Source organism: Pseudomonas sp. R45(2017) (assembly GCF_002112305.1).
GTDB lineage: Bacteria > Pseudomonadota > Gammaproteobacteria > Pseudomonadales > Pseudomonadaceae > Aquipseudomonas > Aquipseudomonas paraglycinae.
Genome location: NZ_NEHH01000002.1, coordinates 249248 through 262347, shown reverse-complemented (window position 1 = coordinate 262347; position 13100 = coordinate 249248). Strand labels below are relative to the sequence as shown.

Sequence of the window (13100 nt, the reverse complement as noted above, 5' to 3'; positions counted from 1 at the left end):
TTGTCGATTGAAAAGAAGCCCCGATCCCGTGCATTTGGCCTAAGGTAAAAATGCAGACAGCCCGTGCACATATCCCCGTTGTACACGGCAAATTTGCACTGTTACGATCCGGTAACGCTCGCGCGCGAGCTTCTCGAATAAAGACAATAAAAGCAGGGAGTTAGTGATGACTGCTCAGGCTTCATCCCCGCGGACTTCGTCCATGGATGCCACGCCGCACGAAGTGCTGGCCGAGGTTCGCAATCACATCGGTCATCTGACCCTCAACCGCCCCGCCGGCCTCAATGCCCTGACCCTCGACATGGTGCGCCAGCTCCAGCAACACCTGGACGCCTGGGCCGCCGATGCCGATATCCACGCTGTCGTGCTGCGCGGTGCCGGCGAGAAAGCCTTCTGTGCCGGTGGCGACATTCGATCCCTGTACGACAGCCATAAAAGCGGCGACACGCTGCACGAAGATTTCTTCGTCGAGGAATACGCCCTCGACCTGACGATCCACCACTACCGCAAACCGGTGCTGGCGCTGATGGACGGTTTCGTCCTCGGCGGCGGCATGGGTCTGGTGCAAGGCGCCGATCTGCGGGTGGTCACCGAGAAGAGCCGTCTGGCGATGCCGGAAGTGGCGATCGGCTATTTCCCGGATGTCGGCGGCAGTTATTTCCTGCCGCGCATTCCCGGCGAGCTGGGGATTTATCTGGGCGTCAGCGGCGTGCAGATCCGTGCAGCGGATGCGCTGTATTGCGGCCTCGCCGACTGGTATCTGGACAGCAGCAAACTCGGCACTCTCGACGAACAGCTCGATCACCTGGAGTGGCACGACACGCCGCTCAAAGACCTGCAAAACCTGCTGGCCCGCCACGCCGTGCAAACCCTGCCGGATGCGCCGCTTGAGGCCTTGCGCCCGGCCATCGACCATTTCTTCGCCTTGCCTGACGTGCCGAGCATCGTCGAGCAACTGCGCGCCGTCACCGTCGCCGACAGCCACGAATGGGCGACCACCACCGCCGACCTGCTGGAAACCCGCTCGCCGCTGGCCATGGGCGTGACCCTGGAAATGCTGCGTCGCGGCCGGCACCTGAGCCTGGAACACTGCTTCGCCCTCGAACTGCATCTGGATCGCCAATGGTTCGAACGCGGCGACCTGATCGAAGGCGTCCGCGCCTTGCTGATCGACAAAGACAAATCACCACGCTGGAACCCGCCGACCCTGGCTGCACTGCACGCCGAGCAGGTCGAGAGTTTCTTCCACGGTTTCGAAGAGAGCGGGAGCTGAGCCATGCACGATCTCGAATTGACTGAAGACCAGGTAATGATCCGCGACATGGCCCGGGACTTTGCCCGCGGCGAAATCGCCCCCCACGCGCAAGCCTGGGAAAAGGCCGGCTGGATCGATGACGGTCTGGTGGCAAAGATGGGCGAACTCGGCCTGCTGGGCATGGTGGTGCCTGAGGAATGGGGCGGTACTTACGTCGACTACGTGGCCTATGCGCTGGCGGTGGAAGAGATTTCCGCCGGTGACGGCGCCACCGGCGCGTTCATGAGCATCCACAACTCGGTGGGCTGCGGGCCGGTGCTCAACTACGGCAGCGAAGAACAGAAGCAGACCTGGCTGGCGGACCTGGCCAGCGGAGCGGTGATCGGCTGCTTCTGCCTGACCGAGCCCCAGGCCGGCTCCGAAGCACACAACCTGCGCACCCGCGCCGAACTGCGCGACGGGCAATGGGTGATCAACGGCGCCAAGCAATTTGTCAGCAACGGCAAGCGGGCAAAACTGGCGATCGTGTTTGCGGTGACCGATCCGGATCTGGGCAAGCGCGGTATCTCGGCGTTCCTGGTGCCGACCGATACGCCGGGTTTCATCGTTGATCGCACCGAACACAAGATGGGCATCCGCGCCTCCGACACCTGCGCGGTGACGCTGAGTAATTGCAGCATTCCTGAAGCGAATCTGCTGGGTGAACGTGGCAAAGGCCTGGCGATTGCCCTTTCCAACCTGGAAGGCGGACGCATCGGTATTGCCGCGCAAGCATTGGGCATCGCCCGAGCGGCGTTTGAAGCTGCGCTAGGTTACGCCTGTGATCGGGTGCAGTTCGGCAAGGCGATTGTCGAGCACCAGAGCATCGCCAACCTGCTGGCGGACATGCAGATGCAGATCAACGCAGCACGCTTGATGATTTTGCATGCGGCGCGGCTGCGTACGGCGGGCAAACCGTGTCTGTCGGAGGCTTCACAGGCCAAGCTGTTTGCTTCGGAAATGGCCGAGAAGGTGTGTTCGTCAGCGATTCAGATTCATGGCGGGTATGGGTATCTGGAGGATTACCCGGTTGAGAAGTACTACCGGGATGCGCGGATTACCCAAATTTATGAGGGATCTAGCGAGATACAGCGGATGGTGATTGCTCGGGAGTTGAAGAACTATCAGTTGTGACCGTGTCGGCCCCTTTTCCTCACCCCAGCCCTCTCCCGGAGGGAGAGGGAGCTGACCGAGGTGTCTGGCGTCATACATCGACCTGAAACATCCCGGTCGATTATGGAATTGCCAAACGAAGACACCAATCCCGCACTATTCAAGCCTGAGTTCAACTCGGTAGCTCAGGTCGGTGCAACTCCCGAAAACAACTCGGTCAGTCCCCTCTCCCTTTGGGAGAGGGTTAGGGTGAGGGGGCTTTTGAGGGCGCCGCGTTATTTGCCTTGGAACTCGGCAGGCCGCTTCGCCACAAACGCCGCCATCCCTTCCTTCTGATCCTGCGTCGCAAACGCCGCATGGAATACGCGGCGTTCGAAGCGCACGCCTTCAGTCAGATTCACTTCAAACGCGCGGTTGACGCTTTCCTTGACCATCATCGCAATCGGCAGCGACTTGCTGGCGATCACCGCCGCGACTTTCAGCGCTTCATCCAGCAACTCGGCACTCGGCACGATCCGCGCGACGATGCCGCAGCGTTCGGCTTCCACCGCGTCGATCATGCGGCCGCTCAGGCACATTTCCATGGCCTTGGCCTTGCCCACCGCGCGGGTCAGGCGCTGGGTGCCGCCCATGCCCGGCAGCACGCCGAGGTTGATTTCCGGCTGGCCGAATTTGGCGTTGTCGCCGGCCAGGATGAAGTCGCACATCAACGCCAGTTCACAGCCGCCACCCAGGGCAAAACCGTTGACCGCTGCGATGATCGGCTTGCGGCGGTTGGCCACGCGATCGCTGTCGCTGAACAGGTCGTCCATGTAGATCTGCGGGTAGGTCAGATCGGCCATTTCCTTGATGTCGGCGCCGGCGGCGAAGGCTTTGGTCGAGCCGGTGATGACGATGCAGCCGATGTTCGCGTCGGCTTCAAAACCATCGAGCGCGCGGTTCACTTCGCTGACCAGTTGCGCGTTCAGGGCGTTCAGCGCCTGCGGGCGATTGAGGGTGATCAGGCCGACGCGGCCATGGGTTTCCAGCAAAATCGTTTCATAACTCATGTGCAGATTCCTTCTCAAAGATTGCGCGAAATGACCATGCGCTGAATGTCGCTGGTGCCTTCGTAGATCTGGCAGACCCGCACGTCGCGGTAGATGCGCTCCAGCGGGAAGTCGTTGAGGTAACCGTAACCGCCGAGGGTTTGCAATGCCATGGAGCAGACCTTTTCGGCCATTTCCGAGGCGAACAGTTTGGCCATCGACGCTTCGACCAGCGCTGGTTGGCCGCTGTCACGCAGGGCGGCGGCGTAGTGCACCATCTGCCGCGCCACGGCGATCTGGGTGGCCATATCCGCCAAGCGGAACGCCACGGCCTGATGCTCGATGATCGGCTTGCCGAAGGTGTCACGTTCACGGGCGTAATCGCGCGCCGCTTCGAACGCGGCGCGCGCCATGCCCACCGATTGCGAAGCGATGCCGACGCGGCCGCCTTCGAGGTTGGCCAGGGCGATCTTGTAGCCCTCGCCCTCCTCGCCCAACCGGTTGGCTACCGGCACTTTCACGTCTTCGAACAGAATCTGGCAGGTGTCCGAGGCGTGCTGGCCGAGCTTGTCTTCGACGCGGGCGACTTTGTAGCCCGGCGAGTCGGTCGGCACGATGAATGCGCTGATCCCGCGTTTGCCGGCGCTCGGGTCGGTCACCGCAAACACGATCACGATCCCGGCGTTCTGCCCGGAGGTGATGAACTGTTTGCAGCCATTGAGCACGTAGTGATCGCCTTCAAGGCGTGCGCGGGTTTTCAGGCTGCTGGCGTCGGAACCGGCCTGTGGTTCGGTCAACGCGAAAGCGCCGAGCATTTCGCCGCTGGCCAGCGGTTTGAGAAAGCGCTCACGCTGGTCGTCGTTGCCGAACTTGAGGATCGGCACGCAACCCACCGAGTTGTGCACGCTCATGATCGTCGAGCAGGCGCCGTCGCCGGCGGCGATTTCTTCCAGGGCCATGGCGTAGGCCAGGTAACCGGTGTCGCAACCGCCCCACTGCTCCGGCACCAGCATGCCGAAGAAGCCCAGCCCGGCCATTTCGCCGATGGCTTCTTTCGGGAAGCGATGCTCGCGATCCCACTCGGCGGCGAACGGTTTCAACCGTTCCTCGGCAAACTGCCGAGCCATGTCGCGGATTTGTTGCTGGTCGTCATTGGGAATCATGGCAAATCCTTAACTCGGGTTCAGACGCACTCGACAGCCATCGCCGTGGCTTCGCCGCCGCCGATGCAGATCGCCGCGACGCCGCGCTTCAGACCCTTCTGGCGCAGGGCCGAGAGCAAGGTCACCAGAATCCGCGCGCCGGAGGCACCAATCGGATGGCCCAGGGCGCAGGCGCCGCCATGGATGTTGAGCTTGTCGTGAGGGATTTCCAGGTGGGTCATCGCCGCCATGCCGACTACGGCGAAGGCTTCGTTGACTTCAAACAGATCGACCTGATCCAGCGACCAGCCGGTTTTCTTCATCAGCTTCTTGATCGCGCCAATCGGCGCCACCGGGAACAGGCCCGGGGTGTCAGCGAAGGCTGCGTGGCCGTGAATCACCGCCAGCGGTTTCAGGCCCTGCTTCTGCGCTTGCGACTGACGCATCAGCACCAGCGCCGCTGCGCCGTCGGAGATCGAGCTGGAGTTGGCCGCCGTCACGGTGCCGCCCTCGCGGAACGCCGGTTTCAGCGAGGCAATCTTGTCCAGTTTGGCTTTTGGCGGCTGCTCGTCGTTGCTGATCACAACCTGTTCTTTGCCAACGGTCACGGTCAGCGGAACGATCTCGGCCTTGAAGCTGCCGTCCTTGATCGCCTGCTGGGCGCGGGTGGTCGAGGCAATGGCAAAGGCGTCCTGAGCCTCGCGGCTGAAGTCGTTGGTTTCGGCGCAATCCTCGGCGAAGGTGCCCATCAGGCGGCCCTTGTCGTAGGCGTCTTCGAGGCCGTCGAGGAACATCGAATCCAGCACCCGGCCGTGGCCCATGCGGTAACCGGCGCGGGCGCGGTCCAGCAGATACGGCGCGTTGGACATGCTTTCCATGCCGCCGGCGATCACCACATCGGCGCTGCCGGCCAGCAGCATGTCGTGGGCCAGAATGGTGGTTTCCATGCCCGAACCGCACATCTTGTTGACCGTGGTGCAGCGGGTGGATTTATCCAGCCCCGCGCCCAGCGCAGCCTGACGCGCAGGCGCCTGGCCGAGACCGGCCGGCAATACGCAGCCGAACAACACTTCATCGACCGCATCGGCGGCGACACCGGCGCGTTCAACCGCCGCCTTGATCGCAGCGGCGCCGAGTTGCGGCGCGGTCAGGCTTTTCAGTTCGCCCTGAAAACCGCCCATCGGGGTGCGGACGGCGCTGACGATGACAATCGGATCGTTGGAGATGGTCATGGGAAATCCTCCTTACTTGGCGGCCATGCGCAAGGCACCGTCGAGACGGATCACCTCGCCGTTGAGCATGCTGTTTTCAATGATATGCCGCACCAACGCGGCGTACTCGGCCGGTTTGCCCAGGCGCGGCGGGAACGGCACGCCGGCGGCCAGCGAGTCGCGCACTTCCGGGGTCATGCCGGCCATCATCGGGGTTTCGAAAATGCCCGGGGCGATGGTCATCACGCGGATGCCGAAGCGCGCCAGCTCACGGGCGGCAGGCAAGGTCAGGCTGGCGATCGCGCCTTTGGAGGCGGAATACGCGGCCTGGCCGATCTGGCCGTCGAACGCCGCAACGGAGGCAGTGTTGATGATCACGCCGCGCTCGCCGTCAGCGTTGGCTTCGCTTTCGGCAATCGCTGCCGCTGCCAGACGCAGCATGTTGAAGCTGCCGATCAGGTTGACGTTGATCACCTGCGCGAAACTGGACAAGGCGTGCGGGCCGTTCTTGCCGAGGATTTTCTCGCCGCGAACGATGCCGGCGCAGTTCACCAGACCATTCAGACTACCGTAGGCTTTAACGGTCGCCTGCACGGCGGCTTCGGCGGCGGCTTCGTTGCTGATGTCGGCCACCACACTCTGCGCACCGAGGCGCTGGGCCTGGGCGGCGACGGCGTCGGCGTTCATGTCCACCAGCATCACTTTGGCGCCGGCGCTCACCAGCAATTCAGCGGTGGCGGCACCCAGGCCGGATGCGCCGCCGGTGACGATAAAAACCTTGTTTTCGATCTGCATGACTGTTTCCTTGGATTCAAGCTGAAACGTTGTGCGCCGCGGCCTCTTGAGCCTTGGCGATTTCCTGGTTGCGCAAGATAAAGCGCTGCAATTTGCCGCTCGGGGTTTTCGGCAACTCGCTGACAAATTCGATTTCACGGGGGTATGAATGCGCGGCCAGACGCTTGCGCACGTGTTGCCGCAGTTCTTCGGCCAGCGCAGGTTCCGCGCGGTATTGCGGGTTGAGCACGACGAAAGCTTTCACCAGTTCGGTGCGCTCCGGATCGGGCTTGCCGACCACTGCTGCCTCGACGACGGCCGGGTGTTCGATCAGTGCGCTTTCCACGTCGAACGGGCCGACCCGGTAGCCGGACGTGGTGATCACGTCATCGCTGCGGCCGACGAAGCTGATGCTGCCGTCCGGGTTCCACTCGACGGTGTCGCCGCTCAGGTAGTAATTGCCAACGAAGGCCTTGGTCGGCGCGCCTTGGTAACCGGCGAACCAGCACATCGGCGACTGTGTGCGGTCGATGGCGAGGATGCCGGGCTGGCCGACGCCGAGTTCGTTGTTCTGCTCGTCGAGCACCACGATGCGATGGCCCGGCGAAGCAAAACCGGCGGCGCCGAGGTGGATCGGGTGTTCGAGGCCGTGGTGGTTGCACAGCACCATGCCCAGCTCGGTCTGGCCGTAGTGGTCGTGAATGACCACGCCGAGGTTGTCGGCGAACCAGCGGATCACTTCCGGGTTCAACGGCTCGCCGGCGCTGCTGACAATGCGCAGCTTGCCCTTGATCGATTTGGCGAACTCATCGCCACCGGCAATCAGCAGGCGATACGCCGTGGGCGAACCGGTGAGGTTGGTGATCCCGTACTTGTTGATCACCCGGCAAGTGCTTTCGAGGGTGAACGGGCCATCGTAGAACGTGATCGGATGGCCCATCGACAACGGGCCGGTCACGCCAAAATAGATGCCGTAGGCCCAGCCCGGATCGGCGACGTTCCAGAACGCATCTTCCGGGCGCAGATCCACGGCATCGCGGGTGTAGCTCTGAAACGCCACGACTGCCTTGAGCGGCACCGACAGCGCTTTCGACGGGCCGGTGGTGCCCGAGGTGAACATCAGCAGGAACGGGTCTTCGCCGGTCAGCATCACCGGTTCGCAGACATTTGAATGGTTGGGCAGCTCGGCCCAGAAACTGAAATCGCCACGGACGATGCCCTGGCCTTTCGGGCCGCCAACGGTGACCAGCGTCGGGCAGTCGGCGACTTCGCTGAGTTTCGACCGGTTGGCGGCGTCGGTCACCACGACTTTGGCGCCGGAGCTGTTCAGGCGATGTTCAAGGGCTTTGGGGCCGAACGCGGTGAACAGCGGTTGATACACCGCGCCGATGCGCCAGGTGGCGAACACGGTGATCAGCAATTCGATGTTGCGCGGCAGCAGGCCGGCGACTTTGTCGCCCTTCTGCACGCCTTGGGCGAGAAGGAAATTGGCGAAACGCGCGGCTTTGTCCTGCAGGTCGCTGAAGGTATACGTCGCACTGGCGCCGTCGCGGCCTTCCCAGAACAGCGCGATACGCCCCGGCAAGGCGTGGCGGTCACAACATTCGACGCAGGCGTTAAGCGCCTCGAGCGTGCCGCTGAGCGCGGCGTCCACGGTGTGCTGATAATCAAACTGTGCGGTGGCAGACAAGTAATCGCGCATTGCCAGAATCCCTCTGTTCTTATTAGGTTGGGGAACCGTAAACAACAGAGGAATACTCGCGCCGCACGCCGGCTGCGGCAATGGTCAAAGCCCTCAAAGTGGATGACTGGTTTGGCCAAGATTCAAAGGGTGTGATCGTTCCCACGCTCTGCGTGGGAATGCAGCCCGGGACGCTCCGCGTCCCTTCCAGAGCTGGAACGCGGAGCGTCCCTTGAGGCATTCCCACGCAGAGCGTGGGAACGAGAGTTGGCGGTGGGCGCTGAGTCAGTGGTGGATCAGACCGCTTCGTTGAGGATCAAGCTGCGATAGTGCCCAGGATTGGTCCCCGACCACTTGCGAAACGCCTTGTAGAACGAGCTTGCATCGGCAAACCCCAGCCGCGTGGCGATCTCGGCAAAACTGATCGAAGGCTCCGCCAGCCAAGTAATCGCCAGTTCCTTGCGCACGCTGTCCTTGAGGCCCTGATAGGTCTGCCCTTCTTCCGCCAGACGCCGGCGCAGGGTCGAGGCCGACATGCACAACTGCTGGGCCAGCGCGTCGGTTTCCGGCCACTTATCTGCGGATAATTGCCGCAGATCCTGCTTGATCCGGCTCGCAAGGCTTTCCGGGTCGCGGTACTTCACCAGAATGTTGGCCGGGGCATGGGCCAGAAAGCGCTTCAATTCCTCGGCGCTGCGCTTGATTGGCAGATCCAGCACGTCGGCGGCGAAGATCATCCGCGTGCGCGGCCGGTCGAAACGCAGGTTTTCCGAGAACATCACCCGATAGTCATCACAGAAATCCGGCGCCGGGCAGCGCAGCTCGATGGCCAGGATCGGAATCCGCCGCCCCGCCAGCCAGCACGCCACGCCGTGGACGATCATCCAGTAAGTGAAATAGGTGAAGGCGCGGCGCGGTTCCGGGTCGTCTTCCAGCAGCACGATTTCCGCCAGACTCTGCTGGTGCACCAGTTGCGCCGGCAGACGTTCAAGCATCAACGACAGGAAATTCAGACCGGTGCTCAAACCTGCAGCCAGGTTCGGCTGGGCCATCGCGCTGCGGCAGAGGAATTCCAGGCTGCCGGATTTCAGCTTGCGCGGGTCCATGCCAAAGAATTCGTCATCGCCGCGCCGCGCCAGAAGGCGCCACAACCGCGCGTACTGACTGGCCGGGACGCGCGCGTCATCGGTGGACAGCATCGCCGGATCGATCCCGACCTTGCTCAAGACTTCCTCCGTGGGCAGGCCCGGGGCACAACTTTGCAGCAGTGCCTCGCGCACCAGTTGAATGGCGATGGTGTCTTTTTCCGACATGGAACGCGCGCAATCCTGTTGTTGTTCGAGTGGCGGGCATCTTAGCGCAGCTGGCTCGGTGGCGTGGATGTTCAGACTCGTTCAGCTCCGGTTCAGCTAAATGTCAATGAATGCCATGTGAGAATGACTTTCATTATGTTACAACTTGTAACCTCATTTCGTTACACAGTGATCGTCGAATGCTCGTTCCCTTTTTGATCATGTTGCGCGAAGGCATCGAAGCCGCGCTGATCGTTGGCATCATCGCCAGCTACCTGCAACAGACCGGCCGTGGCCAGTGGATGCCGGCGGTGTGGATCGGGGTTTTTCTCGCCGCCGCGCTGGCCTTGCTGGTCGGCGGTGGCCTGGAACTGGTCAGTGCCGAATTCCCGCAAAAGCAGCAGGAACTGTTCGAAGGCGTGGTCGGGCTGGTGGCCGTGGGGATTCTCAGCTCAATGGTGTTCTGGATGCGCAAGGTGGCGCGTTCGATCAAGCATTCGCTGCAAGCCTCCCTCGATCACGCGCTGACCGCGTCAAAGCATCAGGTCATCGCGCTGATCGCCATGGTGTTTTTCGCCGTGGCCCGTGAAGGTCTGGAAACCGTGTTCTTCCTGCTCGCCGTGTTCCAGCAGAGCGAAGGCCCGGCCGCGCCGATCGGCGCCCTGCTCGGCCTGATCCTGGCGATCATCGTCGGCTTCCTGATCTACAGCGGCAGCATGCGCTTGAACCTCTCGGCGTTCTTCCGCTGGACCGGGCTGTTCATCCTCGTGGTTGCCGCCGGGATTCTCGCCAACTCGGTACAGGCCCTGCATGAGGCCGGGGTGTGGAACCACCTGCAAACCGTGCTCTTCGACTTCAGCGCGACGCTGCCGATGGATGGCCCGCTGGGCTCGGTGCTGGCCGGCATGTTCGGTTATCAGGACGCGCCGACCGTCAGCACCCTCGGCGCGTACCTGATTTATCTGCTGGTGGCGCTGGTCATGTTCTTCATGCCGGCGCCCAAGCCCGCTGCCCAATCGTCTTCCGTTTCCAGCCAATAAGGGCCTTCATGTCAAAGCCTAATACTCCTCAGGCCTCGCCTCCCCGCGCCTTGCGCTGGGCGGTGGCCGGTTCGGTGGTCGTGATGATCGCCGCCGGTGGCCTGTTCTACTACGCCTCGAAAATGGCCGCCGCCAAACGTCAGCACAACCATGACGAAGTGGTGGTGAACATCCATCCGCACAGTTGCGAGCCGAACGCCCTGACGGTGCCGGCCGGCCACGCCAGCTTTCGCATCGTCAACCGCTCCGACCGGGCGGTGGAATGGGAAATCCTCGACGGCGTGCTGGTGATCGAAGAACGCGAGAACATCGCGCCGGGCCTGAGCCAGGTGATCAACGCCAACCTGCAACCCGGCGACTACGCCATCACCTGTGGCCTGCTGAGCAACCCGCGCGGCACGCTGCACGTGACGCCGACCGCCGCTTCGGATGCCGCCGCCAAGGCCAAGCCGTCGATGGTTGCCTTTGTCGGGCCGCTGTCGGAGTTCCGCGTCTATCTGGCCAGCCAGGGCAGCGCGCTGATCAAAGCCGTGACGGCGCTGAATCAAGCCATCGACAGCGGCGATCTGGCCCAGGCCCAGGCTTTGTATTTGCCGGCCCGTGCCGCGTATCAGCGTCTGGCCCCCGCCGCACAACGTCTGGCGGAGCTGGACAACAGCATCAACGCCCGCGCCGATTACTTCGAAAAACGCGAGCAGGATCCGGCCTTCGTCGGTTTCCACCGTCTCGAATACGCGCTGTTCCAGCAACGCAAACTCGATGGCCTGACACCGATTGTCCAAGGCTTGCTCGACAACGTCACCACGCTGAAACAACAGCTGCTGGCCCAGTCGCTGCCGCCGGAACAACTGGTGGAAATCGTCGTGCGCAACCTCAACACCCTCGCCGACGTGCGCGCCGCCAGCGGCGAAGAGGAACGCTATAGCCACAGCGACCTCAACGGCTTCGCGGCCAATCAGGAAACCGCGCACAAAGTCGTCGAACTGCTGCGCCCGCTGATAAGCAAATCCGCCGCCGACCTGCTGCCGAAAATCGACGGCGCGCTGGCTGATTTCGATACCACGCTCAACGGCTTCAAGGTCAAGGACGGCTACGCCAGTTACGACACCGTCAACGGTGAGCAACGCAAGCAGATCGCCGACAAGGCCAAGGCCCTGGCCGACGCCCTCGACGCCATTGATCCCGCCCTCGGCCTCTCCGGCCTGTAAGCAGAAGACAAATACCGATGAACGATTCCGAACACTTCAACCTGCAACGTCGCCGCGTACTGATGGGCATGGGCGCCGCCGGCGTCGCACTGGCCGGTACTGCCCTGAGCTGCCCGGCGATGGCCGCCGCCCCTGCGCAAGTCACCGAAGCGCCGAGCAGCGACAAGACCCAGGATCACCACGACTTTCACGGCGTACACCAGAGCGGCATCGTCACCCCGCGCCCGGCGGCCGGCATGCTGGTGTCGTTCGATGTGCTGGCCAGCGACCGTGAAGACCTGGAGCGTCTGTTCCGCACCCTCAACGAGCGCATCGCGTTCCTGATGAAAGGCGGCCCGGTGGCGCAGATCGATCCGAAGCTGCCGCCGCCGGACTCCGGCATCCTCGGCCCGGTGGTGACACCGGACAACCTGACCATCACCGTGTCGGTGGGCGAATCGCTGTTCGACGAGCGCTTCGGCCTCGCCGCCGCCAAACCCAAGCGTCTGGTGCGCATGGTCGGTTTCCCTAACGATGCGCTGGAAGCCGATTGCTGCCACGGCGACCTGAGCCTGCAGTTCTGCTCCAACACCGCCGACACCAACATCCACGCCCTGCGCGACATCGTGAAAAACCTGCCGGACCTGCTGCTGGTGCGCTGGAAACAGGAAGGCAGCGTGCCGCCGCAAGCCCCTGCCAAACCCGGTGTGCCGGCGCAATCGGCGCGCAACTTTCTGGGTTTCCGTGACGGTTCGGCCAACCCGGATTCCAACGACGGCAAGGCCATGGACCGCATCGTCTGGGTGCAACCGGGCAGCGACGAACCGGCCTGGGCGGCCCACGGCAGTTATCAGGCGGTGCGGATCATCCGCAACTTCGTCGAACGCTGGGACCGCACGCCGTTGCAGGAACAGGAAAGCATCATCGGCCGGGTCAAAACCACCGGCGCGCCGATGGGCGCCAGCCATGAAACCGAAGTCCCGGATTACAGCAAGGATCCGGAAGGCAAGCTGACCAAGCTCGACGCGCATATCCGCCTGGCCAACCCGCGCACCGCCGCGAGCCAGGCCAACCTGATCCTCCGCCGTCCGTTCAACTACTCCAACGGCGTGAACAAGAATGGCCAGCTCGACATGGGCCTGCTGTTCATCTGCTACCAGGCCGACCTGGAAAAAGGCTTCATCACCGTGCAGACCCGCCTCAACGGCGAGCCGCTGGAGGAATACCTCAAGCCGGTCGGCGGCGGTTACTTCTTCACCCTGCCGGGTGTCACGGGCGACAAGGATTTCATTGGTCGCTCGCTGCTCAACGCTACTCAACCAAAAACAACTGCATAGC

At 62.8% G+C, this 13100-nt stretch carries 11 protein-coding genes; 5 read left to right on the top strand and 6 right to left on the bottom strand.

Features of this window, described 5'->3' with window-relative positions; all coding sequences use genetic code 11:
- The first annotated feature begins 166 nt into the window (after positions 1-166).
- A complete protein-coding gene (locus CAF74_RS05530) occupies positions 167-1273 on the top strand; it encodes an enoyl-CoA hydratase/isomerase family protein (protein ID WP_085745587.1) in 1107 nt (368 codons plus the stop codon).
- A gap of 3 nt (positions 1274-1276) precedes the next feature.
- On the top strand, positions 1277-2428 hold the full coding sequence (locus CAF74_RS05525; RefSeq protein ID WP_085745586.1) for an acyl-CoA dehydrogenase family protein: 1152 nt from the start codon (positions 1277-1279) through the stop codon (positions 2426-2428).
- 254 nt (positions 2429-2682) lie between these two features.
- On the opposite strand, the gene CAF74_RS05520 is transcribed toward CAF74_RS05525, so the two are convergent.
- The 6 genes from CAF74_RS05520 to CAF74_RS05495 all read right to left on the bottom strand — a co-directional run bounded on the left by CAF74_RS05520 (position 2683) and on the right by CAF74_RS05495 (position 9556).
- The gene (locus CAF74_RS05520) at positions 2683-3456 is read right to left on the bottom strand and encodes an enoyl-CoA hydratase (RefSeq protein ID WP_039768644.1); all 774 of its coding nucleotides are present in this window, start codon (positions 3454-3456) and stop codon (positions 2683-2685) included.
- Between the two features lie 14 nt (positions 3457-3470).
- A complete protein-coding gene (locus tag CAF74_RS05515) occupies positions 3471-4598 on the bottom strand; it encodes an acyl-CoA dehydrogenase (RefSeq protein ID WP_011334278.1) in 1128 nt (375 codons plus the stop codon).
- Positions 4599-4618: 20 nt separating this feature from the next.
- The gene (locus CAF74_RS05510; protein WP_085745585.1) at positions 4619-5809 is read right to left on the bottom strand and encodes an acetyl-CoA C-acyltransferase; all 1191 of its coding nucleotides are present in this window, start codon (positions 5807-5809) and stop codon (positions 4619-4621) included.
- Between the two features lie 12 nt (positions 5810-5821).
- The gene (locus CAF74_RS05505; RefSeq protein WP_085745584.1) at positions 5822-6583 is read right to left on the bottom strand and encodes an SDR family NAD(P)-dependent oxidoreductase; all 762 of its coding nucleotides are present in this window, start codon (positions 6581-6583) and stop codon (positions 5822-5824) included.
- Positions 6584-6599: 16 nt separating this feature from the next.
- Positions 6600-8264, bottom strand: coding sequence for an AMP-binding protein (locus tag CAF74_RS05500; protein WP_085745583.1), 1665 nt, complete (start codon positions 8262-8264; stop codon positions 6600-6602).
- Positions 8265-8539: 275 nt separating this feature from the next.
- A complete protein-coding gene (locus tag CAF74_RS05495; RefSeq protein WP_085745582.1) occupies positions 8540-9556 on the bottom strand; it encodes an AraC family transcriptional regulator in 1017 nt (338 codons plus the stop codon).
- 179 nt (positions 9557-9735) lie between these two features.
- Between CAF74_RS05495 and efeU the strand changes: the two genes are divergently transcribed.
- Genes efeU through efeB form a run of 3 tightly spaced genes read left to right on the top strand, consistent with a single transcriptional unit; the run spans position 9736 to position 13099 of the window.
- Positions 9736-10575, top strand: coding sequence for an iron uptake transporter permease EfeU (gene efeU / locus CAF74_RS05490; protein ID WP_007951269.1), 840 nt, complete (start codon positions 9736-9738; stop codon positions 10573-10575).
- A gap of 8 nt (positions 10576-10583) precedes the next feature.
- Positions 10584-11783, top strand: coding sequence for an iron uptake system protein EfeO (gene efeO / locus CAF74_RS05485; protein WP_085745581.1), 1200 nt, complete (start codon positions 10584-10586; stop codon positions 11781-11783).
- A 17-nt stretch (positions 11784-11800) separates the two neighbouring features.
- Positions 11801-13099 (top strand): iron uptake transporter deferrochelatase/peroxidase subunit, encoded by a 1299-nt coding sequence (efeB, locus tag CAF74_RS05480; protein WP_085745580.1) that lies wholly within the window; start codon positions 11801-11803, stop codon positions 13097-13099.
- Position 13100 lies beyond the last annotated feature (1 nt).

Excerpts from the sequence above, each read along its gene's own strand:
- CAF74_RS05530 (WP_085745587.1), top strand. The coding sequence starts at position 167 with ATGACTGCTCAGGCTTCATCCCCGCGGACTTCGTCCATGGATGCCACG.
- CAF74_RS05525 (WP_085745586.1), top strand. The coding sequence starts at position 1,277 with ATGCACGATCTCGAATTGACTGAAGACCAGGTAATGATCCGCGACATG.
- CAF74_RS05520 (WP_039768644.1), bottom strand. The coding sequence starts at position 3,456 with ATGAGTTATGAAACGATTTTGCTGGAAACCCATGGCCGCGTCGGCCTG.
- CAF74_RS05515 (WP_011334278.1), bottom strand. The coding sequence starts at position 4,598 with ATGATTCCCAATGACGACCAGCAACAAATCCGCGACATGGCTCGGCAG.
- CAF74_RS05510 (WP_085745585.1), bottom strand. The coding sequence starts at position 5,809 with ATGACCATCTCCAACGATCCGATTGTCATCGTCAGCGCCGTCCGCACC.
- CAF74_RS05505 (WP_085745584.1), bottom strand. The coding sequence starts at position 6,583 with ATGCAGATCGAAAACAAGGTTTTTATCGTCACCGGCGGCGCATCCGGC.
- CAF74_RS05500 (WP_085745583.1), bottom strand. The coding sequence starts at position 8,264 with ATGCGCGATTACTTGTCTGCCACCGCACAGTTTGATTATCAGCACACC.
- CAF74_RS05495 (WP_085745582.1), bottom strand. The coding sequence starts at position 9,556 with ATGTCGGAAAAAGACACCATCGCCATTCAACTGGTGCGCGAGGCACTG.
- efeU (WP_007951269.1), top strand. The coding sequence starts at position 9,736 with ATGCTCGTTCCCTTTTTGATCATGTTGCGCGAAGGCATCGAAGCCGCG.
- efeO (WP_085745581.1), top strand. The coding sequence starts at position 10,584 with ATGTCAAAGCCTAATACTCCTCAGGCCTCGCCTCCCCGCGCCTTGCGC.
- efeB (WP_085745580.1), top strand. The coding sequence starts at position 11,801 with ATGAACGATTCCGAACACTTCAACCTGCAACGTCGCCGCGTACTGATG.